19 protein-coding genes are annotated in these 23,541 nt (G+C 37.5%); 18 read left to right on the forward strand and 1 reads right to left on the reverse strand.

Going from position 1 to position 23,541, the window contains the following annotated elements:
* The first annotated feature begins 23 nt into the window (after positions 1–23).
* The 10 genes from CW357_RS04870 to CW357_RS04915 all read left to right on the forward strand — a co-directional run bounded on the left by CW357_RS04870 (position 24) and on the right by CW357_RS04915 (position 15,438).
* A complete protein-coding gene (locus tag CW357_RS04870; protein ID WP_124217480.1) occupies positions 24–587 on the forward strand; it encodes a GNAT family N-acetyltransferase in 564 nt (187 codons plus the stop codon).
* Between the two features lie 309 nt (positions 588–896).
* On the forward strand, positions 897–3,044 hold the full coding sequence (locus CW357_RS04875) for a (Fe-S)-binding protein (RefSeq protein WP_124217481.1): 2,148 nt from the start codon (positions 897–899) through the stop codon (positions 3,042–3,044).
* 198 nt (positions 3,045–3,242) lie between these two features.
* The gene (locus tag CW357_RS04880) at positions 3,243–4,451 is read left to right on the forward strand and encodes an acetyl-CoA C-acetyltransferase (protein ID WP_119414072.1); all 1,209 of its coding nucleotides are present in this window, start codon (positions 3,243–3,245) and stop codon (positions 4,449–4,451) included.
* The gene (locus CW357_RS04885) at positions 4,448–5,308 is read left to right on the forward strand and encodes a 3-hydroxybutyryl-CoA dehydrogenase (RefSeq protein ID WP_119414073.1); all 861 of its coding nucleotides are present in this window, start codon (positions 4,448–4,450) and stop codon (positions 5,306–5,308) included. Before CW357_RS04880 ends, CW357_RS04885 begins: the two co-directional genes overlap by 4 nt.
* Positions 5,309–5,441: 133 nt before the next feature.
* A complete protein-coding gene (locus CW357_RS04890; protein ID WP_119414074.1) occupies positions 5,442–6,572 on the forward strand; it encodes an acyl-CoA dehydrogenase in 1,131 nt (376 codons plus the stop codon).
* A 78-nt stretch (positions 6,573–6,650) separates the two neighbouring features.
* A complete protein-coding gene (locus tag CW357_RS04895; RefSeq protein WP_119414075.1) occupies positions 6,651–7,787 on the forward strand; it encodes an acyl-CoA dehydrogenase in 1,137 nt (378 codons plus the stop codon).
* A gap of 2 nt (positions 7,788–7,789) precedes the next feature.
* Complete coding sequence (locus tag CW357_RS04900) at positions 7,790–8,416, forward strand: TetR/AcrR family transcriptional regulator (RefSeq protein ID WP_119414076.1); 627 nt, start codon at positions 7,790–7,792, stop codon at positions 8,414–8,416.
* 141 nt (positions 8,417–8,557) lie between these two features.
* Complete coding sequence (icmF, locus tag CW357_RS04905) at positions 8,558–11,809, forward strand: fused isobutyryl-CoA mutase/GTPase IcmF (RefSeq protein ID WP_119414077.1); 3,252 nt, start codon at positions 8,558–8,560, stop codon at positions 11,807–11,809.
* 1,302 nt (positions 11,810–13,111) lie between these two features.
* Positions 13,112–13,675 (forward strand): DNA-directed RNA polymerase subunit delta, encoded by a 564-nt coding sequence (gene rpoE, locus CW357_RS04910; RefSeq protein ID WP_119414078.1) that lies wholly within the window; start codon positions 13,112–13,114, stop codon positions 13,673–13,675.
* 170 nt (positions 13,676–13,845) lie between these two features.
* Entirely contained in the window at positions 13,846–15,438 is a 1,593-nt protein-coding gene (locus CW357_RS04915; protein ID WP_119414079.1) for a CTP synthase, read from the forward strand.
* 158 nt (positions 15,439–15,596) lie between these two features.
* Here the strand turns inward: CW357_RS04915 and CW357_RS04920 are convergent, their stop codons facing one another.
* Positions 15,597–16,115, reverse strand: a complete 519-nt coding sequence (locus tag CW357_RS04920) for a DUF2529 family protein (protein WP_119414080.1) — start codon at positions 16,113–16,115, stop codon at positions 15,597–15,599.
* 139 nt (positions 16,116–16,254) lie between these two features.
* Here CW357_RS04920 and CW357_RS04925 point away from each other — a divergent pair, with 139 nt between their 5' ends.
* The 8 genes from CW357_RS04925 (at position 16,255) to CW357_RS04960 (ending at position 23,314) form a co-directional block, all read left to right on the forward strand.
* Positions 16,255–16,614 (forward strand): response regulator, encoded by a 360-nt coding sequence (locus tag CW357_RS04925; protein WP_119414081.1) that lies wholly within the window; start codon positions 16,255–16,257, stop codon positions 16,612–16,614.
* Positions 16,615–16,708: 94 nt separating this feature from the next.
* Positions 16,709–17,563, forward strand: a complete 855-nt coding sequence (locus tag CW357_RS04930) for a class II fructose-bisphosphate aldolase (protein WP_119414082.1) — start codon at positions 16,709–16,711, stop codon at positions 17,561–17,563.
* Between the two features lie 89 nt (positions 17,564–17,652).
* Positions 17,653–18,300, forward strand: coding sequence for a fructose-6-phosphate aldolase (gene fsa / locus CW357_RS04935; protein WP_119414083.1), 648 nt, complete (start codon positions 17,653–17,655; stop codon positions 18,298–18,300).
* Between the two features lie 15 nt (positions 18,301–18,315).
* The gene (locus tag CW357_RS04940; protein ID WP_119414084.1) at positions 18,316–19,602 is read left to right on the forward strand and encodes a UDP-N-acetylglucosamine 1-carboxyvinyltransferase; all 1,287 of its coding nucleotides are present in this window, start codon (positions 18,316–18,318) and stop codon (positions 19,600–19,602) included.
* Between the two features lie 147 nt (positions 19,603–19,749).
* On the forward strand, positions 19,750–20,718 hold the full coding sequence (gene glpX / locus CW357_RS04945) for a class II fructose-bisphosphatase (protein WP_119414085.1): 969 nt from the start codon (positions 19,750–19,752) through the stop codon (positions 20,716–20,718).
* 132 nt (positions 20,719–20,850) lie between these two features.
* Positions 20,851–22,134 (forward strand): transcription termination factor Rho, encoded by a 1,284-nt coding sequence (gene rho / locus CW357_RS04950; RefSeq protein WP_119414143.1) that lies wholly within the window; start codon positions 20,851–20,853, stop codon positions 22,132–22,134.
* A 187-nt stretch (positions 22,135–22,321) separates the two neighbouring features.
* Complete coding sequence (rpmE, locus tag CW357_RS04955) at positions 22,322–22,522, forward strand: 50S ribosomal protein L31 (protein WP_119414086.1); 201 nt, start codon at positions 22,322–22,324, stop codon at positions 22,520–22,522.
* Positions 22,523–22,717: 195 nt separating this feature from the next.
* On the forward strand, positions 22,718–23,314 hold the full coding sequence (locus CW357_RS04960; protein WP_119414087.1) for a thymidine kinase: 597 nt from the start codon (positions 22,718–22,720) through the stop codon (positions 23,312–23,314).
* The last annotated feature ends 227 nt before the right edge of the window (positions 23,315–23,541 follow it).

Here is a 23,541-nt window from a genome sequence, read left to right on the forward strand (position 1 = left end):
AAGGTAGGAAGGTGTTGTGATATATGACAAAAATTTTATCAGAAGTACCAACACATATTTATACAGATCGATTATTATTAAGAATTCCACAACGCAATGACGGAAAAGTAATGAATTTAGCAATCAGAGAATCCATTCAAGAATTGAAACCGTGGTTACCATTTGTCCAAACACTTCCTTTGCAAGAAGAAACAGAACTTAATTTAGAAAGCGCTCATGATAAATTTTTAAAAAATGAGAGTTTTCGTTTTCTCATATTTACTAAAGAAACAGGAGAATTTGTTGGGGTAACAAGCCTTCAGTCTATCGATTGGGATATTCCTAAATGTGAAATTGGATATTGGGCAAATAGCAAATATGTTGGAAATGGTTATATGACAGAAGCTGTTGATGCTATTACTAAATTAGGGATACATACTTTACGTTTTAAACGTATTGAAATTCGTTGTGAAAGTGAAAATATAAAAAGTCGTGCAATTCCTGAAAGACTCCATTTTACATTAGAAGGTATTTTAAAGAATGAAGATTTATCAGCAGATGGAAAACATGTAACTGATACGTGTATTTATGCAGTTACTCAACATTAAGTGTGTTTGTATGAATGTACATTTTTAAACTCAAAAGCAATTTTAAAAATTTTACCAAGAAATATATTTAAAATGGTTATAATAATATATCAGTTGAATATATTAAATTAATAGAATTTTAAAGCAACTTTTAATATTGTTTTCTAAACAGAAATATTAATGTTTTTAGAGAAAATATTATGTTTTTATTAGAAAACAGATTGACTGAATGCTCATTCATATTTTACAATGATAGCAACAAAAGTATTTTCTAAGAAAATACCAATGATCAAAACAAAGGGAAAGAAGCAGCTAAGAGGGGGGAAAGAAATGAACGTACTATTAATTATTAATTGGATTTTATTTTTAGCTGTAGTAGCTTATGCATTAGGATTATTCACGTATTTAGTGAAGACACGTTATCAATTTATCAAGATGGGGAAAAAAGTTGAGTTTGATAATGATGTCAAAGCAAGGTTACAGAAAATTTGGGTGTATGTTTTTGGACAAAAGAAGTTATTGAAGGATAAAAAGAGTGGTGCCATCCATGTAATGTTCTTTTATGGATTTATATTAGTTCAGTTTGGCGCGATTGATTTTATCTGGAAAGGTCTAAAACCGGGGTCACATCTACCGCTTGGACCATTGTATCCTTACTTTACATTCTTCCAGGAAATTGTAACATTAGTAATTTTGGTTGCTGTAGTATGGGCATTTTATCGACGGTATATTGAAAAACTTGTACGCCTAAAACGTGGCTTGAAGTCTGGGCTTGTTCTTATCTTTATCGGAGGTTTAATGGTTTCTGTACTTGTAGGCAATGGTATGGGAATGATTTGGCATGGTGAAGAAGCAACTTGGTCAGAACCTGTTGCATCTATAATTGGCACAGCATTTGGTTTCTTACCGCCTGTTGCTGCTATAACAGTATTCTTTATCATGTGGTGGATTCATCTACTGATTCTTTTAACGTTCCTAGTATATGTTCCACAATCTAAGCATGCACACTTAATCGCTGGCCCTGTAAACGTTTACTTTAATCGTCTATCATCAGTTGGAAAACTGACACCAATCGATTTTGAAACATTAGAAAGCGAAGATGAAGAATCCGAAGAAGTACCATCCTTTGGCGTTGGTAAGATTGAAGATTTCACACAACTTCAACTAATTGATCTCTATGCGTGCGTAGAGTGTGGTCGTTGTACGAATATGTGTCCTGCGAGTGGAACAGGCAAAATGTTATCACCAATGGATTTAATGACAAAACTTCGAGATCATTTAACGTTTACTGGGGCTGTACAAACACATCAACAGCCTTGGGTACCGAAAATGTTCTTTAAAAACACACAAGGAAACAAATTAGCACTTGCTGCAGGGGCAGAAGGGGCAATTATTGAAGATGTTTATAGTCCTTCACTAATTGGAGATGTTATTACAGAAGAAGAGATTTGGGCTTGTACTACTTGTCGTAACTGTGAAGACCAATGTCCTGTGATGAATGAGCATGTAGAGAAAATTATTGATCTTCGTCGTTATTTAACAATGACAGAAGGACGTGTAAATCCAGATGCGCAACGTGCAATGACAAACATCGAACGTCAAGGAAATCCTTGGGGGATTAATCGTAAAGAAAAGGAAAATTGGAGAGATGCACGACCAGATGTGCGAATTCCAACTGTAAAAGAAGCTTCAAAAGCAGGTGAGGAAATTGAATACCTCTTCTGGGTTGGCTCTATGGGATCTTTTGATAATCGTTCACAAAAAATTGCGCTAGCATTTGCACATTTGTTGAACGAGGCAGGTGTGAAATTTGCGATTTTAGGCAATAAAGAAAAGAACTCTGGTGATACGCCTCGCCGTTTAGGAAACGAGTTTTTATTCCAAGAACTTGCAGAGGCAAATATTAAAGAGTTTGAAAAAGCTGGCGTAACAAAAATTGTAACGATTGATCCACATGCATATAATATTTTCAAAAATGAGTATAGTGACTTTGGATGGAGTGGAGAAGTATATCACCATACAGAATTATTGTATGATCTAGTTCAACAAGGACGTTTAAAACCTCAGTATGAAGTAAATGAGACCATTACATTCCATGATTCTTGTTACTTAGGAAGATACAATGATGTCTACGATGCTCCTCGTGAGATTTTAAAATCAATTCCAGGAGTTAAACTAGTTGAGATGGAACGTAATCGTGATACTGCAATGTGCTGTGGAGCTGGCGGGGGGTTAATGTGGATGGAAGAACATGTAGGAAACCGTATTAATGTAGCTCGTACAGAGCAAGCATTAGCAGTAAATCCTACAATCATATCTTCAGGATGCCCTTATTGCTTAACAATGTTATCAGATGGAACAAAAGCGAAAGAAGTAGAAGAACAAATAGGAACATATGACATTGCAGAGTTATTAGAGAAATCTGTATGTGGAGAAGTACAAGTTTCACAAGGTGCGGAAGAAGAAACGGTACAATAAACAGAAAAAAATAGGGTATTGCATAATAATTGATACTTTTATACAATATTTACAAGTGAAAAAGAGAGAGCAAGTGCCCTCTCTTTTTTTCAAAAGTTTTGTTGAGCGAGCGTTCAGTCACCATGAGTATTTGAGCACTCGCTTTCTATAAATAATCTATGTAAGCGTATCCAATGACAATTTAAAGGGGTGTCCAACTTGCAAAAGGCGGTAATTATTGATGGAGCACGAACAGCCTTTGGAAAACTAGGCGGAAAACTTAGCAGTTTATCTGCCAGTGATCTAGGTAGTGTGGCGATAAAAGAAGCATTAAAGCGTTCTAACATAGGAACGGAGCAAGTAGATGAAGTCATCATGGGAACAGTTTTACAGGCAGGACAAGGGCAAATACCTTCAAGACAAGCGGCTACAAAAGCGGGTATTCCTTACTCTGTTAAAACAGAAACGATTAACAAAGTATGTGCATCTGGGTTACGAAGTGTCACTCTTGCAGATCAACTTATTAGACTTGGGGAGGAACAAGTCATTGTAGCTGGTGGGATGGAATCGATGTCTAATGCCCCTTATCTATTACCAAAAGGGCGATTTGGCTTGCGAATGGGAGACGCAACACTAGTCGACGGTATGGTTTATGATGGTCTTTCGTGTGCATTTCATGCCAAACATGTTCATATGGGCACATATGGTGATGAAACTGCAGATAAATTCTTAGTTTCAAGAAAAACACAGGATGAATGGGCGATTCGCAGTCATCAAAAGGCAATTGCTGCAATTGAAGAAGGAAAATTTAGTGAAGAAATTGCATCTGTAACAATCCCTCAAAGAAAAGGCGATGATGTGATAGTAAATACAGATGAGGCTCCACGAAAAGATACATCAATTGAAGCACTATCAAAATTGAAATCAGCATTCAGTCAGGATGGGACAATTACTGCTGGAAATGCCCCAGGTGTTAATGATGGAGCATGTGCAATTGTTGTTACAAGCGAACAATATGCAGAAGAACATCAACTATCACCGCTCGCGTATATTATCGGTCATGCAGAAGTAGGGGTAGAGCCAAATGATTTCCCACAAACACCAGGACTCGTCATCAACAAAATTTTAGAAAAGACAGGTAAAACGGTAGAAGATATTGATTTGTTTGAAATCAATGAAGCATTTGCGGTCGTTGCTCTTGCAAGTAGTCAAATCGCAGGACTGGACTTAGAAAAAGTAAATGTTAATGGTGGAGCTGTAGCATTAGGCCATCCGATTGGCGCTTCGGGGGCAAGAATTATTTTAACGTTAGCTTATGAGTTAAAACGTCGAGGTGGTGGCATTGGAATTGCCGCAATTTGTTCAGGTGGCGGTCAAGGCGATGCAATCATGATTGAAGTTCCAATACAAGGAGGGGTAAAAAAATGACTATTCAACAAGTTATGGTAATTGGTGCAGGTCAAATGGGTTCAGGTATTGCTCAAGTCTGTGCTCAAGCGGGATTAGCGGTAAAACTAAATGATATTAGTGAAGAATCTTTCGAAAAAGGGATTCGCACAATCACACAAAACCTTTCTCGGAATGTTGTAAAAGGTCGTATGACAGAAACTGAAAAAGAAGCGGTTTTAAAAAGAATTGACAAATCTTTATCTCTTGAAGATGCAAGTGGTGTCGATCTTGTTATAGAAGCAGCCGTTGAAAATATGAAAGTCAAGCAATCTATTTTTAAACAACTAGATGAAATTACTCCTCCGCATACGATTCTTGCATCCAATACGTCATCATTACCCATTACGGAAATTGCAGCCGTAACAAAACGTCCTGAACAAGTCATCGGCATGCACTTTATGAATCCAGTTCCAGTGATGAAACTTGTAGAAATCATTCGAGGGTTAGCTACATCAGATGAAGTATATACAGAGATTGAGCAGTTAACGAAGAAATTTGAAAAGGTCCCTGTAGAAGTAAATGACTTTCCAGGTTTTGTTGCTAATCGCGTTCTTATGCCAATGATCAATGAAGCCATCTACACATTGTATGAAGGCGTTGCATCAAAAGAAGCAATAGATGATGTGATGAAACTTGGTATGAATCATCCGATGGGTCCGTTAACTTTAGCAGATTTTATAGGACTTGATACTTGCCTTTACATTATGGAAACACTATATGAAGGATTCGGAGATAGCAAATATCGTCCTTGCCCATTATTACGGAAATACGTAAAGGCAGGATGGCTAGGAAGGAAAACAGGTAGAGGCTTTTATGATTATGAATTAGAGAATTAGTAAAATCATTTCTACTGAAAGATGGGATTTATAGATAAATAGTGTTGTCACTCGTTTAAAATAAAGCTCCATTTCAGAAAGAAATAGCCTTTTGCTTATACTGTCCTACATGCATGATAAAGGGGAGAACATCATGGATCTACAGTTCACAGAAGAACAAATGATGATGCGCGATATGGTTCGGGATTTTGCAAAGAATGTTATTGCACCACAAGTGAAATATATGGAAGATGGGGGGTTCCCACGTGATATCCTAGCGGAGATGGGACAGCTAGGGCTTATGGGGATTACAACACCAGCAAAATATGGCGGTTCTGAAATGGATTTTACATCCTATATTATCGCTATCAATGAAATAGCAAAAGTAAGTGCAGTCATCGGGGTGATTTTGTCTGTGCATACATCGGTCGGAACCAATCCAATACTCTATTTTGGAAATGAACAACAAAAACAACGCTTCGTTCCCAAATTAGCTTCTGGAGAATATTTAGGAGCCTTTTGCTTAACAGAACCTTCATCAGGATCAGATGCTGGCTCCTTAAAAACTAAGGCAGTTAAATCAGGCGATTATTATGAACTAAACGGTTCCAAAGTTTTTATCACAAATGGTGGTGAGGCAGATGTCTACATCGTTTTTGCAACAACAAATCCTTCTAAAGGGCCAAGGGGAATATCAGCATTTATCGTTGAAAAGGGTACACCAGGTCTTATCATAGGAAAAGATGAAAGAAAAATGGGATTACATGGTTCAAGAACTGTACAACTTACATTTGAACAGATGAAAGTCCCAGTAGAAAACCTACTTGGAGAAGAAGGAAAAGGATTCCAAATTGCAATGGCGAATTTAGATATAGGACGTATAGGGATAGCTGCACAAAGTTTAGGAATCGCAGAAGCTGCTTTAGAAGCAGCAACTCAATATGCATCAGAACGAAACCAATTTGGTAAGCCAATTCTTGCAAATCAAGGGATTTCATTTAAATTAGCGGATATGGCAACCTCTATTGAAGCTGCGAGATTACTAGTTTATAGAGCAGCTAATTTACAGGCTATGGGGGAATCTTGCCGAAAAGAAGCTTCTATGGCAAAACTTTTTGCATCAAAAACAGCAGTTGAAGTCACTACAGAAGCCATTCAAATATTCGGAGGCTATGGATATACCGAAGATTATCCAGTAGAACGGTATTTCCGAGATGCAAAAGTAACAGAAATTTACGAAGGCACGAGTGAGATTCAAAGAATAGTTATTTCAAGAAGTTTATAAAGATTTGTAACTTACTATACTCATAGTAACTAACAAATATTATTTATATAAAAATTTAAAACAAAGGGGATATAAATAATGAACTTTACACTATCAGAAGAACACGAAATGATTCGAAAAATGGTTAGAGATTTTGCAATAAATGAAGTTGCTCCAACTGCAGCAGAACGTGATGAAAACGAAACATTCGATCGTGCTATTTTTGACCAAATGGCTGAACTAGGCTTAACAGGAATTCCTTGGCCTGAAGAATATGGTGGGATTGGTTCTGATTATTTAGCTTATGTTATTGCAATTGAAGAATTAGCACGCGTTTGTGGCTCTACAGCAGTAACACTATCAGCGCATACATCTCTTGCAGGCTGGCCTGTTTATAAATTTGGAACAGAAGAACAAAAACAAAAATATTTACGCCCGATGGCTGAAGGTAAAAAAATTGGTGCTTATGGTTTAACAGAGCCAGGTTCAGGTTCAGACGCTGGTGGTATGAAAACAACAGCAAAATTAGACGGCGATCATTACGTGTTGAATGGCTCTAAAATTTTCATCACTAATGGTGGAATCGCAGATATTTATGTAGTATTTGCAGTAACAGATCCAGAAATTAAAAACAGCACATCGGCATTTATCGTGGAAGCCGATTTTGAAGGCTTTTCAGTAGGGAAAAAAGAAAAGAAAATGGGGATACGTTCATCACCTACAACAGAAATCATTTTCGATAACTGTCGTGTACCAAAAGAAAATTTACTTGGTGCAGAGGGAGAAGGTTTCAAAATTGCCATGAAAACTTTAGATGGTGGTCGAAATGGAATTGCAGCGCAAGCGGTTGGTATTGCTCAAGGAGCACTAGATGCAGCTGTAGCTTATTCGAAAGAACGAGTTCAATTTGGTAAACCAATTTCTGCAAACCAAGGGATATCATTTAAATTAGCAGATATGGCGACGGCTACAGAAGCTTCAAGATTACTAACTTATCAAGCTGCTTGGCTAGAATCGAATAATCTGCCATATGGCAAACAATCTGCAATGGCTAAACTAATGGCTGGTGATACAGCGATGAAAGTAACGACTGAAGCTGTTCAAGTATATGGAGGCTATGGTTATACAAAAGAATACCCAGTGGAACGCTTTATGCGTGATGCAAAAATCACTCAAATTTACGAGGGCACACAAGAAATACAACGTCTCGTAATCTCTCGTATGCTTTTAAAATAATTATGGTCAAAGAAAGAAAAAGACTAATCCAAACCTCCATAAAAGATGAAAGTTTAATAGAAAAAAGAAGAACAGAAATGATACTTGCAGCAGTTCGTCTTTTTAAAGAAAAAGGGTTTCATCGAACCACAACGAGGGAAATTGCGAAAGAAGCGGGTTTCAGTATTGGCACACTCTATGAATATATTCGTACAAAAGAAGATATATTGTATCTAGTTTGCGATAATATCTATCTAGAAGTCCGAAAAAGATTAGAGCCTATAGAGAAGCAAGAAGCAACTCTGGAAGGACTAATCTATGCGATTGATCAATATTATCATCTTGTAGATGACATGCAAGATGAAATGCTTGTTATGTATCAAGAATCAAAGTCTTTGCCAAAAGATGCGTTGGAGTATGTCTTATCGAAAGAAATTGAGATGGTTGGCCATTTTAAAAATTTGTTAATTGGTTGTGAGAAAAAGGGAGAACTTCATATGCCATTAACAGAGATTAAACTTCTCGCACACCAAATAGTCTTACAAGGGCAAGCATGGGCTTTTCGCCGATGGGCTTGGCGGAAGAACTTGAAAATAGAAGACTACATTCAAATGCAAACGAAGATTTTACTAAACGGAATTTTAAGATAGTCGTATATTTTTGTTGGTATACACTTCACTATATACGTTTCAGAAGTGCAAGGCAGAAAAACACAAACAGAAGTGATTGTGATTTCTCGCCTTGCATTTTCTATCTATAGAAATTGTTCATGTACAAAGGGGGACATTATAATGACAACGAAGTTGGAAGTATATAAGCCGCAACATCATGTTCGATTTGTGACAGCATCCAGCCTTTTTGACGGCCATGATGCGTCTGTTAATATCATGAGACGTATTCTTCAATCGAGTGGGGTTGAAGTAATACATCTTGGGCATAATCGCTCTGTGGAAGAAGTAGTAAATGCCGCTATACAAGAGGATGCTCAAGGAATCGCTGTATCTTCTTATCAAGGGGGGCATATGGAGTATTTTAAATATATGTATGATCTTTTAAAAGAAAAAGGGGCACCTCATATCGGGATATTTGGCGGTGGCGGTGGCGTTATATTACCAAGGGAGATTAAAGAACTTCATGATTATGGTATAAAAAATCTATTTTCGCCGGAAGATGGTCTAGCTCTAGGACTACAAGGCATGATCAATAAGATGATTGAAAAAAGTGACTTTTCGACAGTACAGAGTGATCTATTAGAAAAACTTTATAGGGTTTCAACGGAAAGTCCTGAAATTCTTGCACAACTTATTACGGCGGTTGAAGAGGGGCAACATCCTGATGTTGAAGAGTTGTTACGAAATGCAAGAGAACAATCCAAAAATACACCTGTACTAGGGATTACAGGAACAGGTGGAGCAGGGAAGAGTTCGTTGACAGATGAACTCATCCGTCGTTTCTTACATGAGTTTCCAGATAAGAAGATTGCCATCGTATCGATTGATCCAACAAAACAAAAGACAGGTGGCGCTTTATTAGGGGATAGAATTCGGATGAATGCAATTTTCAACAATCGTGTATATATGAGAAGTTTAGCGACACGTAACTCACATACCGAATTATCAGCAGCAATTGGTGATGTCCTAGATATTATAAAAGTAGCTGGATTTGACCTTATTGTTGTAGAAACAAGCGGGATAGGACAAGGAGATGCAGCAATAACAAATATATCAGACCTATCTATGTATGTGATGACTAGTGAGTTTGGAGCGCCAACACAACTAGAGAAAATAGACATGATTGACTTCGCAGATATAATTGTCATCAATAAATTCGAGAGAAAAGGATCTGAAGATGCACTTCGACAAGTACAAAAACAATATCAACGAAGTCATGAATTATGGGAGCAAAATTTAGATGAAATGCCGGTTTACGGCACAATTGCTAGCCAATTTAACGATAAAGGCACAAATTCTTTATTTGCGGCATTAATTCATACTATTAATAAGAAATTTGGTTATACTTGGAGAACGTCCTATGAACAATTTGTCAAAACACAAAAGCAAAATGTAATAATCCCAAATGATCGTAGGTACTATTTAAGAGAAATAAGTGACACGGTTAGAGGTTATCACAAAAAATCGGAACAACAAGTAGAAATAGCTAGAAAGCTCTTCCAACTAGAAGGTACATTAAAACAAGTTCAAGAGAAAGCACCAGAAGACGCCCTTGTTCAGTCCTTACAACTGCTAATCGAAGATGTGGAAAACCAACTCTCTTTAGAATCAAAACAAATATTGAAAAATTGGAATACGTTAAAAGAAAGTTATCAAGGTGATGAACTTGTTACGAAAGTTCGTGATAAAGAAATTCGCACACTATTAAAAACGACTAGTTTATCAGGCCTTAAAATCCCAAAAGTTGTTTTACCAAAATTCGTAGACTATGGTGAAATTCTTCGCTGGGTTTATGCAGAAAATGTACCAGGAGCATTCCCATATACCGCAGGTGTATTCCCGTTTAAAAGACAAGGAGAAGATCCGAAACGTCAATTTGCTGGGGAGGGTACACCAGAACAGACAAATCGTCGTTTTCATTATTTATCAAAAGATGATGTTGCAAAACGTTTATCAACTGCATTCGATTCTGTAACACTATATGGTGAAGATCCTGATGAGCGTCCTGATATTTATGGGAAAATTGGTGAATCTGGTGTTAATGTGTGTACTTTAGATGATATGAAGAAACTTTATGAAGGATTTGATCTTTGTGCACCATCTACATCTGTTTCTATGACGATTAATGGACCAGCTCCTATTATTTTGGCGATGTTCATGAATACAGCTATTGATCAACAAGTAAAAAGACGTGAAAAAGAACTTGGACGGAATTTAACTGTAGAAGAGTTTATCGAAACAAGAGCAACAACATTAAATATTGTTCGAGGCACTGTACAAGCTGATATTCTTAAAGAAGATCAAGGACAAAATACGTGTATTTTCTCAACTGAATTTGCTCTTCGAATGATGGGTGATATTCAACAATTCTTTATTGATGAAAAAGTGCGAAATTACTATTCAGTATCTATTTCTGGATATCATATTGCAGAGGCAGGAGCTAATCCAATTTCACAACTTGCTTTTACCTTGGCAAATGGTTTCACATATGTGGAGTATTATTTGAGTAGAGGTATGAATATAGATGATTTCGCACCAAATCTTTCGTTCTTCTTTTCAAATGGTCTTGATCCAGAATATAGCGTTATTGGTCGTGTTGCACGTCGAATTTGGGCTGTGACAATGCGCGATTTATATGATGCAAATGAGAGAAGCCAAAAGTTAAAGTATCATGTCCAAACTTCCGGAAGAAGTCTGCATGCACAAGAAATTGACTTTAATGATATTCGCACGACACTACAAGCTTTGATGGCTTTACATGATAATTGTAATTCACTGCATACTAACGCATATGATGAAGCTATTACAACGCCAACCGAAGAATCTGTTCGAAGAGCAATGGCTATTCAAATGATTATTACAAAAGAACACGGATTGACTAAAAATGAAAATCCCTTACAAGGTTCGTTTATTATTGAAGAACTAACAGATCTCGTAGAAGAAGCAGTACTTACAGAATTTGACCGTATGAATGATAGAGGCGGCGTTCTCGGTGCCATGGAAACACAATATCAACGTGGTAAAATTCAAGAAGAATCCATGTACTATGAATCTTTAAAACATTCAGGGGAACTACCAATTGTTGGTGTGAATACGTATTTAAATCCGAATCCGCCATCACAAGAGACCATTAATAGTATGGAAATAGCGCGCGCAACGAAAGAACAAAAAAACACCCAAATTGAAAATTTACGTAAATTCCAACAACAACATAAAGAAGAAACAGCTATAGCACTTGAAAAACTAAAAGAAACAGCCAAAAAAGGCGATAACATCTTCAAAGAACTAATGGAAACCGTAAAAGTAGCAAGCCTAGGCCAAATAACCAACGCACTCTACGAAGTAGGTGGACAATACAGAAGAAATATGTGATATTAAAATAAAAGCGGAGCCGGCTCGAACTGCCCCGAAATGCATTGGAAGGCCCGAATCGAAAGCGTCATTTCAGCTTTCGACCGAGGGACTGAAATGACACGAGGGGCAAGCCGGCGGAGCTGGATAGAAATAAAAGCGGATCGCGCCCGAAAGCCCTGACAAGCGCTGGAGAGCCCGAATCGAAAGTGTCTTTCCAACTTTCGACCGAGGGATCGAAGCGACTCGAAGGGCTGGCGCGAGTAGCTAGATAGGATTAAAAGCGGATCGCGCCTGATAGTCCCGACATGCATTGGAGGGCCCGAATCGAAAGTATCTTCTCAACTTTCGACCGAGGGACTGAAATGACACGAGGGGCAAGCCGGCGGAGCTGGATAGAAATAAAAGCGGATCGCGCCCGAAAGCCCTGACAAGCGCTGGAGAGCCCGAATCGAAAGTGTCTTTCCAACTTTCGACCGAGGGATCGAAGCGACTCGAAGGGCTGGCGCGAGTAGCTAGATAGGATTAAAAGCGGATCGCGCCTGATAGTCCCGACATGCATTGGAGGGCCCGAATCGAAAGTATCTTCTCAACTTTCGACCGAGGGACTGAAATGACACGAGGGGCAAGCCGGCGGAGCTGGATAGAAATAAAAGCGGATCGCGCCCGAAAGCCCTGACAAGCGCTGGAGAGCCCGAATCGAAAGTGTCTTTCCAACTTTCGACCGAGGGATCGAAGCGACTCGAAGGGCTGGCGCGAGTAGCTAGATAGGATTAAAAGCGGATCGCGCCTGATAGTCCCGACATGCATTGGAGGGCCCGAATCGAAAGTATCTTCTCAACTTTCGACCGAGGGACCGAAATGACACGAGGGGCAAGCCGGCGGAGATAGAAGGCTAAAAAAGCGAAACGTACTAAACGTCACTTCAAATTAGTTTTCCAATACTTCTACTTTACGAATAGGAAATAGAGGAGTATGCTTATTCAACAGAGTAATTTATGACATATGTATTATAACTATGGAGTGTCTAGTCAATCGATTAGGCCTTCTTTTTCGCATTTATTAAAATTACTGATTAGACTATTTGAAGGAGTGACGGTACAGTGAAAATCGTGATGCATTTCATGATTATTATATTGTGCTTAGTACTAACCTATTATATATACGATAAGCAATTAGGCGCTATCTCATTCCTTCTTCTTGCGCTTTACTTGTTTATCTATGGCTATTCTCGATTGAGAATTGAAAAAAAGAAGAATTGATTGTAGCAAAAATTAAGTATAATTGTTTATAATGGATATTATGTTTATGTAGAGAAAGGACGTGCACGAATTGAACCTTCGTGATTTAACTCAAGAACAACTAACAGAAGAATCATTAATTAACCTAGCATATGCTATTTTAGAAGAAAAACATCAACCAATGGCGTTTGCTGAAATTATGGAAGCTATTATTGAATTAGGTGCTCGCACTTCAGAACAAATGAAAGCTGCAGCTATCCAATTCTACACAGATATCAATATTGATGGCCGCTTTCTTGTATTAGGGGAAAATCGCTGGGGTATCCGTGAATGGTATGCCATCGAACAAGTCGAAGAAGAAACTGCTCCAACAGTCAAAGTTCGTAAGAAAAAAGCGAAAGCTGCAATTGTCGATGATGTTCATGAAGATGAAGAAATCGAATTTGATGAAGATTTCGATGAATTCGTTGATGACGATGATGACGATGATGATGATGATACAGAAGACTTTGATACTACTGATATCGATGAAATTGAAGACGATGATTTAGATGAAGAAATCGAAATCGAAGATGAAGAAATCGAGATTGAAGACGAAGACTTTGAAATTGAAGACGATGATGATTTAGCAGATAAAGAAAAATAATAACTTCTTGACAATTTAGGTTATATCATATACCCTTTTACTTGGGCTCCTTAAAAAAGGAGATTGACCGTATAAATAATACGCTCCCCCTGCAAGTTACTTGCGGGAGGAGCGTTTTTTGTATTTTTTACAAGTGTTTTAGGAACACTACCTATAAGGAGGAATTTGCAGTGACTAAATATATTTTTGTAACTGGCGGCGTAGTCTCATCACTAGGCAAAGGTATTACAGCAGCATCATTAGGACGATTATTAAAAAATCGTGGTTTAGAAGTAACAATCCAAAAGTTTGACCCATATATCAACATTGACCCAGGAACAATGAGCCCATATCAACACGGTGAAGTATTCGTAACAGATGATGGTGCAGAAACAGACTTAGACCTTGGTCACTATGAACGTTTTATCGATATCAATTTAGGTAAACATTCAACTGTAACATCAGGTAAAGTTTACTCAACTGTATTGAAAAAAGAACGTCGTGGTGATTATAACGGTGGTACAGTTCAAGTTATTCCACACATCACTAACGAAATTAAAGACCGTATTCAACGCGCAGGTCGCGAAACAAATGCAGATATTGTTATTACTGAAGTAGGTGGTACTGTCGGTGATATCGAATCATTACCATTCCTTGAAGCAATTCGCCAAATGAAACGTGATCTTGGAAATGACAATGTCTTATATCTTCACTGTACACTAATCCCTTACATTGCAGCAGCTGGTGAGTTAAAAACAAAACCAACTCAACACTCTGTAAAAGAACTACGTTCACTTGGTATTCAACCAAACATCCTTGTTGTACGTACAGATCGTCCGGTTCCTCAAGAAATGAAAGAAAAACTAGCACTATTCTGTGACGTAAAACCTCACGAAGTAATCGAATGTGTAGATGCGGATCATTTATATGAAATCCCACTAAATCTACAATCTCAAGATTTAGATGACATCGTGCTTGAACACTTTGGCATCCAAGCACCAGAAGCAGATATGACAGATTGGAAAGAACTTGTAGATAAAGTGAAAAACCTTAAAAAATCAACAAAAATCGCCCTTGTTGGTAAATATGTTGAATTACAAGATGCTTACATTTCTGTTGTCGAAGCTCTTAAACATGCAGGCTATGCTTTTGATACTGACATCGAAGTTAATGCGATCAACGCTGAACACGTTACAGCTGAAAATGTCAAAGAATTACTAAACGATGCGGATGGTATCCTTGTACCAGGTGGATTTGGAGATCGTGGTGTAGAAGGTAAAATCTTGGCAATCCAATATGCTCGTGAAAATGACGTACCATTCTTAGGCATTTGTTTAGGTATGCAACTTGCAACAGTTGAATTTGCACGTAATGTACTAGGCTTAAAAGGTGCTCATTCTACTGAACTAAATCCAAAAACAAAATACCCAATTATCGATTTACTTCCAGAACAAATCGATGTAGAAGACCTAGGCGGTACACTTCGTCTTGGCTTATATCCATGTAAACTAAAAGATGGTTCTCGTGCAGCACAAATTTACAATGATGAATTAGTATATGAACGTCATCGTCACCGTTATGAATTTAACAACGAATATCGCGAAGCAATGGAAGCAGAAGGATTAGTATTCTCAGGTACTTCACCAGATGAACGCTTAGTTGAAATCATCGAATTACCAAACAATAAGTTCTTCGTGGCATCTCAATTCCACCCAGAATTTAAATCTCGTCCAAACCGTCCACAACCATTATTCCGTGATTTCATCGGCGCAGCAGTTAAATAATAATTTTTTATACTTGCCAGATTCTTGAATAGAGTCTGGCATTATTATTAGGATGAAAGTTTTCTAAAAGAAAAAACGCTCTTTAATTGATCACGACAAATTAGAAAGCAAAAACTAATCGTGATCAATAGGAGCGTTTTGTACATAATAATTTAGTTTTATAAACCACCTAGCATTTCATCATATGCTATTTTAATTGCTTCATAGATAAATAATGCTGTCAAAGTGTGTGGCATAACAATTCGTTCACCTAATTCGTTTGGTAACAAGCCTTTTTTAATGCCCATTGAAATATATGTGTATGCTAAGTCACCCATTTCGCCAGCATCTTCTTCTTTTTCATTTGCAACAACAGCAAAAGGGATAAAAGAATCATATAATCTGTGAGCTAGCGCTAATGCATCAGGATGATTTGCACTGTGTGTGAAAATACATACGCGATCTAAATCACTTATTTCGACACTACTTGTCCATGGACGTAATTTTCTAAAAGGTTCAGTTGCGTTTAAAGCATTTATCTCAATAGCTTGTAATTCGTCAAAGCATGCAAAGTAAACAGTACCTTCAAAAGCACCTGCTTGTGCAAGTAAGCGCGCGGTTTCTTCGATTGCATCTTCTTTATCAGAAGCAATTTTAGATAATAAACCGCCGACTTGGGTCGATAACATTTTTAACATTTTATTCACCTCATGACATTAATTATAAAGAGGGTAGATTTCAATTGCAAAATCTAAAAAAAGTAGATATCTTAAGAGGAAAAAATAGGGATGGGCACGAATACAATATAAGGATGATAAAATAAGGAGTAGAGGTTTTGTGAAAAAATTATTAATCGTAGATGACCAACAAGGAATACGCCTTTTACTTAACGAAGTTTTTAAAAGAGAAGGGCATGAGCCGTTACTAGCTTCTAACGGATTAGAGGCAATTCAAATTCTAGAAAATGGAGCAGTCGACGCTGTTTTACTTGATATGAAAATTCCTGGCATGAATGGATTGGAAATTTTAAACTATATTAAAAATTTACATAAACAATTACCAGTTGTAATGATGACAGGTAATGGAGATGCTAGTTTAATTAGCAAAGCAAAAGAACTTGGAGCACAGCATTTTTTTATGAAGCCTTTTGATATTTTTGAAGTGAAGGACACGATTAACAAATTATTGAAAGAATAAGTATAGACGGTGGTCAATGCTTATTCTTTTTGTTATTATGATAGTGTTATTATTCAATTTTATACCATGCTATATCCTAAAGGAGGATTTACTGATGGCTTTGGTTTCAATGAAAGAAATGTTAATTACTGCAAAAGAAAACGGTTATGCTGTTGGTCAATTCAACATCAATAACCTTGAATGGACTCAAGCGATTCTACAAGCAGCAGAGGAAGAAAAATCACCTGTAATTTTAGGCGTATCTGAAGGCGCTGGTAAATACATGGGTGGCTTTGTTGCTGTTGTTAATATGGTAAAAGGACTTATGGAAAGCTACAAAACGACAGTTCCAGTAGCAATTCACTTAGATCATGGTTCAAGTTTTGAAAAATGTAAAGAAGCGGTAGATGCCGGTTTTACATCTGTTATGATTGATGCTTCTCATCATCCATTTGAAGAAAATATTGAAATTACTTCAAAAGTAGTAGATTATGCACATGCACATGGTGTTTCTGTCGAAGCAGAACTAGGAACAGTTGGTGGCAATGAGGATGGCGTAATCGGTGGTATCATGTACGCTGATCCTGAAGAATGCCGCAAGATGGTTGAAGCAACTTCAATTGATTGCTTAGCACCAGCACTTGGTTCAGTACACGGACCTTACCATGGCGAACCAAATCTTGGTTTTAAAGAAATGGAAGAAATCTCAAATTTAGCTGGACTTCCATTAGTGCTACATGGTGGTACGGGTATTCCTACAAAAGATATTCAACGTTCTATTTCTTTAGGAACAGCGAAGATCAATGTAAATACTGAGAACCAAATTGCTGCTACAAAAGTAATTCGTGAAATTTTGGACAACGATAAAGAAGTTTACGATCCACGTAAATTCTTAGGACCAGCACGTGAAGCAATCAAGGCAACTGTCATTGGCAAAATGCGTGAATTTGGTAGCTCACAAAAAGCTTAAGCATATATTTTTAGTAAGGGAATCGGAGAAGACATCGGTAAGAAAATCGAATCTTCTCCATTTTTTCCATCATTCAGGAGGAATATAAATTGAAATTTTTTATTGATACAGCAAATTTTGAAGAAATAAAAGAAGCACATGCATGGGGAATCATTTCTGGTGTAACTACCAACCCTTCTTTAGTTGCAAAAGAAAAAAACATTTCATTTCATGATCGTTTAAAAGAAATCGCAGAATTAGTTGATGGTTCAGTAAGTGGAGAAGTTATCTCATTAGATGCTGAAGGTATGATCAAAGAAGGTCATGAATTAGCTAAAATCGCTCCTAATATCACAGTTAAACTTCCAATGACACCAGATGGATTAACTGCATGTTCAACTCTTTCAAAAGAGGGTATCAAAACAAATGTAACGTTAATCTTCAGCGCAAACCAAGCATTATTAGCTGCACGTGCTGGCGCAACATATGTTTCTCCATTCTTAGGTCGCTTAGATGATATTGGTCAAGATGGAACAGAACTAGTACGTGAAATTGCTGAAATTTTTGCAATTCACGAAATTTCAACTCAAATCATTGCCGCTTCTATTCGTCATCCACAACATATTACAGAAGCTGCTTTAGCAGGTGCGCATATTGCTACAACACCTTTTAAAGTTTTAAAACAATTATTTAAACATCCTTTAACTGATAAAGGTATCGAAGGATTTATGAAAGATTGGGCAAACAAAGATAAATAATATAAGGAGATTCACATGGACGTATATAAAATTACAGGGGAAAAGCATCTAAAAGGAACGATTAAAGTAAGTGGTGCTAAAAACAGTGCAGTAGCTTTAATTCCAGCTTCTATTTTGGCAAATTCTCCTGTAACGATTGAAGGATTACCAGAAATCTTAGACGTTTGGACATTAAAAGCATTGCTTGAGGAAATTGGTGGCGAAGTAGAATTTAAAGATGGCCATATGATAATCGATCCTCGTTCAATGATTGATATGCCATTACCTAATGGCAATGTGAAAAAATTACGAGCTTCTTATTATTTGATGGGTGCAATGTTGGGGCGTTTTAAAAAAGCAGTCATTGGTTTACCAGGTGGATGTCATTTAGGCCCTCGACCAATTGACCAACATATTAAAGGTTTCCAAGCATTAGGAGCTCAAGTGACTAATGAACATGGTGCCATTTATCTACGTGCTGAAGAGCTACATGGTGCGAAGATTTATTTAGATGTTAGCAGTGTCGGCGCTACGATTAATATTATGCTGGCAGCAGTATTGGCTAAAGGTAAAACAGTTATTGAAAATGCCGCAAAAGAGCCAGAGATTATTGATGTTGCCACTCTTTTAACGAATATGGGTGCCAAGATAAAAGGTGCTGGTACGAATGTGATTCGTATCGAAGGCGTTGAAGAATTACATGGTACAAACCATACAATTATTCCTGACCGTATTGAAGCAGGAACATATATGATTATGGCTGCTGCCGTAGGTGATGGTGTCATAATTGATAATGTTATTCCATTACACTTGGAAGCAGTGACTGCCAAATTACGGGAAATGGGCGTAAAGGTTATTGAAGAAGAAGAACGGATTCTTATTCCAAAAACAGATGCTTTAAAATCAGTTGATATTAAAACCCTTGTTTATCCAGGATTCCCAACAGATTTACAACAACCATTTACAGTTCTTCTAACACAGGCAACAGGTTCTTCTATTGTAACGGATACGATTTATTCTGCTAGATTTAAACACATTGATGAAATCATTAGAATGAATGCAAACGCAAAAGTAGAAGGACGTTCTGCCATTATCACAGGTCCTAGCAACTTAGAAGCTGCAACAGTTACTGCAACAGATTTGCGTGCAGGGGCTGCGCTAATTATAGCAGGGCTACTAGCAAAAGGTGAGACTGAAATCCACGATATTTATCACATAGAGCGTGGTTATAGTGATATTATCACTAAACTACAAGCCATAGGTGCTGATATACGTAGGGAATCAATCGAACCGAACAACAAGAGCAGCGTGACCAATAGATAATGTAGATTTCCTGTAGTAGTTCTTATTACATTGTTAATAAGCGATGAAGCTGAAAAAAATCTGCAGAAAATATTCTGTGTGCTATAATAGATTTAGTTTGAAACGATTCCGGTCAAAAAGGCTGGAAAACGGGAGGAACAGTAAAAAATGAAACGCAGTTTATCAATGGAAGTAGTACGTGTAACAGAAGCGGCAGCAATCGCCTCAGCAAGATGGATGGGCCGTGGGTTGAAAATGGAAGCAGATGACGCAGCTACAACAGCAATGCGCCAAGTATTTGATTCAATTCCAATGGATGCAGTTGTTGTAATTGGTGAAGGCGAAATGGATGAAGCGCCTATGCTTTACATCGGTGAAAAACTAGGCTCAGACCCTAATGGTCCACAAGTTGACATCGCAGTTGATCCACTAGAAGGTACTAACATCGTAGCAGCTGGAAGCGGTAATGCTTTAACAGTATTAGCTATTGCTGATCGTGGTAACTTACTCCATGCCCCTGATATGTATATGGAAAAAATTGCAGTTGGTCCAGAAGCAGCAGGTAAAATCGATATTGAAGCCCCTGTTATTGACAACTTACGTGCAGTAGCAGAAGCAAAACATAAAAATATCGAGGATGTCGTAGCTACATTATTAAACCGTGAACGCCATCAACCAATCGTAGATCAAATTCGTGCTGCTGGTGCACGTATTAAATTTATCTCAGATGGTGATGTAGCGGCAGCTATCAACACAGCATTTGATGAAACAGGTGTAGATATTCTATTTGGTACAGGTGGTGCACCAGAGGGTGTAATCGCAGCAGTTGCCTTAAAATGTCTTGGCGGAGAGTTCCAAGGTAAATTAGTTCCTTCAAATGATGAAGAAATTGAACGTTGCCATAAAATGGGGATTGAAGTCAACAAAGTGTTGAAAATGGATGATTTAGTAAAAGGCGATGATGCCATCTTCGCAGCTACTGGAGTAACAGATGGAGAGTTGTTAAAAGGAGTTCAATTTAAAGGAAGCTTCTGCACAACTGAATCCGTTGTAATGCGTGCAAAATCAGGTACTGTTCGTTTTATCGAAGGCAGACATAGTTTAACTAAAAAACCAAAACTATATATGCAAGACTAAACTTCAATTTTTTACTGCCCGGTGTCATGCCGGGCTTCTTCTTAAAAATTCATTCCATTCAAAACTCGTAAAACTCACATACCAAAATTCAAATTTGTAAAACAATATTATATAAGAGTGGTGTTATTGCCTATGACGACAAAAACTATTTCTCAACTAGAAGATATGAAATTAAAGGACCTGTATGCGCTTGCACGTGAATACAAGATTTCATATTATGGTAAGTTGACAAAAAAAGAATTGATTTTTGCTATTTTAAAATCACGTGCTGAAAGTGAAGGCTATTTCTTCATGGAAGGTGTATTAGAAATTATTCAACAAGAAGGTTTCGGATTCTTACGTCCTATTAACTATTCACCAAGTTCAGAAGATATCTATATTTCTGCATCGCAAATCCGTCGATTTAGTCTTCGTAATGGCGACAAAGTAACTGGTAAAGTTCGTCCTCCTAAGGAAAACGAACGATACTATGGACTTTTACATGTTGAAGCTGTTAATGGAGAAGATCCTGAAACAGCAAAAGAACGTGTACATTTCCCAGCGCTCACTCCACTATACCCAGATCGACAAATCAAACTAGAAACAACTCCTACGAAACTATCTACTCGTATCATGGACTTAGTTGCGCCAGTTGGATTTGGACAACGTGGATTAATAGTTGCTCCTCCAAAAGCAGGTAAAACATTATTATTAAAAGAAATCGCCAATGTAATTACAGAAAAATATCCAGAATCAGAACTAATTGTCTTGTTAATCGATGAACGTCCAGAAGAAGTAACTGATATAGAACGTTCTGTTAAAGCAGATGTTGTAAGCTCAACCTTTGATGAATTACCAGAAAATCATGTAAAAGTGGCAGAACTTGTTTTAGAACGAGCAATGCGTCTTGTAGAACATAAACGGGATGTAATCATCTTAATGGATTCTATCACACGACTTGCACGTGCATATAATCTAGTAATTCCACCAAGTGGTCGTACATTATCAGGTGGGATTGATCCAGCAGCTTTTCATAGACCAAAACGATTCTTTGGAGCTGCACGTAATATAGAAGAGGGCGGAAGCTTAACAATCCTAGCAACAGCTCTTATCGATACGGGATCACGTATGGATGAAGTAATTTATGAAGAGTTTAAAGGTACAGGTAACTTAGAACTACACTTAGATCGTAATCTTGCAGAACGTCGTATCTTCCCAGCAATTGATATTAGACGTTCAGGAACGCGTAAAGAAGAGTTACTAATACCAAAAGCTCAATTAGATAAGTTATGGGCGATTCGCAAGACATTTTCAGATTCACCAGACTTTGCAGAGCGCTTTTTGAAAAAATTACGCAATACAAAGACAAATACAGAATTCTTCGATACACTGAATTCTGATATGAAAGCTGCTAGAAATGGTAAAGGTTTAATCTAATACATTATAGAATGTATGCTATTTTTCCAGCCTAATTTTGTGTTGCACCTTTTTAAATTTCTTGTTATACTATGGACAATGCATTTCATATGCGTTGCATATGCGACAAACTAATCTGGGTCGTGTAAGGCAACAGTTCTTATAATACTCTGTTCCGGATGGTTCAGGGCGAGAGGAGATACCAAACATGAAACCAGGAATTCACCCAGAATACAAAGAAGCAACAGTAACTTGCTCTTGTGGTAATTCATTTAAAACAGGTTCAGTAAAAGAAAACATCACTGTTGAATTTTGCAGCGAATGTCACCCATTCTATACTGGCCGTCAAAAATTCGCGTCTGCTGATGGACGTGTGGATCGTTTCAACAAAAAATACGGTCTTAAATAATTTCTTTAGAAATTTAAAATACCTGCCTAGCACTTTACCGCAAGGCAGGTATTTTTCTTGCGATAAAAAGTATTTTCATGTAGTATAAAGAAATTGATTCTACCTATAACACATTATTTTGTCGAAAAAAAGAGAGGTATTTTGGCTTTTTTTCGGTATGATGTTGAATATATGTTTTTGAAAGGAGTCTGGTCAATGTACGTAATGACTCAAAACGGCTGGATTGAAGTAATTTGTGGCAGTATGTTTTCAGGAAAATCTGAAGAATTGATTCGACGAGTGCGCAGAGCACAATTTGCGAAACAAAAAATTGCTGTCTTTAAGCCTAAAATTGATAATCGCTATAGTGAAGAAGCTGTTGTAAGTCATAATGGCTCGACAGTAATTGCTCATCCAATCGAACAATCAAAAGAAATGTGGAATTACCTTACAGATGATTTTGATTTAATCGCGATTGATGAAGCACAGTTTTTTGGTGAAGATATTATAGATACTGTTCAAGAATTAGCTAATCACGGATACCGTGTAATTTTAGCAGGACTTGATCAGGATTTTAAAGGTGTTCCATTCGGTCCGATGCCAAAACTTATGGCAATTGCTGAGCAAGTAACAAAACTACAAGCTGTTTGTAGTGTATGTGGTTCACCTGCAAGTAGAACGCAAAGACTTATTAATGGACAACCTGCAAAAGTAGACGATCCCGTAATTTTAGTTGGTGCTGCAGAAGCATACGAACCTCGTTGCCGTCACCACCATTTAGTACCAGCAGGCCAAACAAATATGGTGAAATAATAAAATAGAAAAGAGGAGTGGCAATAGCTGCTCCTTTTTTGAATGGAAGTAAAGTTCGGGGTTAATATATGAATAAAGTAATGCCAAAACACAAGTGAAATACACCTAAATGATTGAAAAAACATAAAATAACAATCTTCTCCGTTCTAAAAGAGTAGCGATAGTGGCTTTTTTTCATTATACTATTAAAGGAACATCAAAAATGAGCGACTCGTCTAACCCTAACG

It is taken from the genome of Rummeliibacillus sp. TYF005 (genome assembly GCF_003844195.1).
In the GTDB taxonomy this organism is placed as follows: Bacteria; Bacillota; Bacilli; order Bacillales_A; family Planococcaceae; genus Rummeliibacillus.

Bases quoted from the DNA above. Each gene is read 5' to 3' on its own strand.
- CW357_RS04870 (WP_124217480.1), top strand. From the start codon at position 24: ATGACAAAAATTTTATCAGAAGTACCAACACATATTTATACAGATCGA.
- CW357_RS04875 (WP_124217481.1), top strand. From the start codon at position 897: ATGAACGTACTATTAATTATTAATTGGATTTTATTTTTAGCTGTAGTA.
- CW357_RS04885 (WP_119414073.1), top strand. From the start codon at position 4,448: ATGACTATTCAACAAGTTATGGTAATTGGTGCAGGTCAAATGGGTTCA.
- CW357_RS04890 (WP_119414074.1), top strand. From the start codon at position 5,442: ATGGATCTACAGTTCACAGAAGAACAAATGATGATGCGCGATATGGTT.
- CW357_RS04895 (WP_119414075.1), top strand. From the start codon at position 6,651: ATGAACTTTACACTATCAGAAGAACACGAAATGATTCGAAAAATGGTT.
- CW357_RS04900 (WP_119414076.1), top strand. From the start codon at position 7,790: ATGGTCAAAGAAAGAAAAAGACTAATCCAAACCTCCATAAAAGATGAA.
- icmF (WP_119414077.1), top strand. From the start codon at position 8,558: ATGACAACGAAGTTGGAAGTATATAAGCCGCAACATCATGTTCGATTT.
- CW357_RS04920 (WP_119414080.1), bottom strand. From the start codon at position 16,115: ATGTTAAAAATGTTATCGACCCAAGTCGGCGGTTTATTATCTAAAATT.
- CW357_RS04930 (WP_119414082.1), top strand. From the start codon at position 16,709: ATGGCTTTGGTTTCAATGAAAGAAATGTTAATTACTGCAAAAGAAAAC.
- CW357_RS04940 (WP_119414084.1), top strand. From the start codon at position 18,316: ATGGACGTATATAAAATTACAGGGGAAAAGCATCTAAAAGGAACGATT.
- glpX (WP_119414085.1), top strand. From the start codon at position 19,750: ATGAAACGCAGTTTATCAATGGAAGTAGTACGTGTAACAGAAGCGGCA.
- rho (WP_119414143.1), top strand. From the start codon at position 20,851: ATGACGACAAAAACTATTTCTCAACTAGAAGATATGAAATTAAAGGAC.
- rpmE (WP_119414086.1), top strand. From the start codon at position 22,322: ATGAAACCAGGAATTCACCCAGAATACAAAGAAGCAACAGTAACTTGC.
- CW357_RS04960 (WP_119414087.1), top strand. From the start codon at position 22,718: ATGTACGTAATGACTCAAAACGGCTGGATTGAAGTAATTTGTGGCAGT.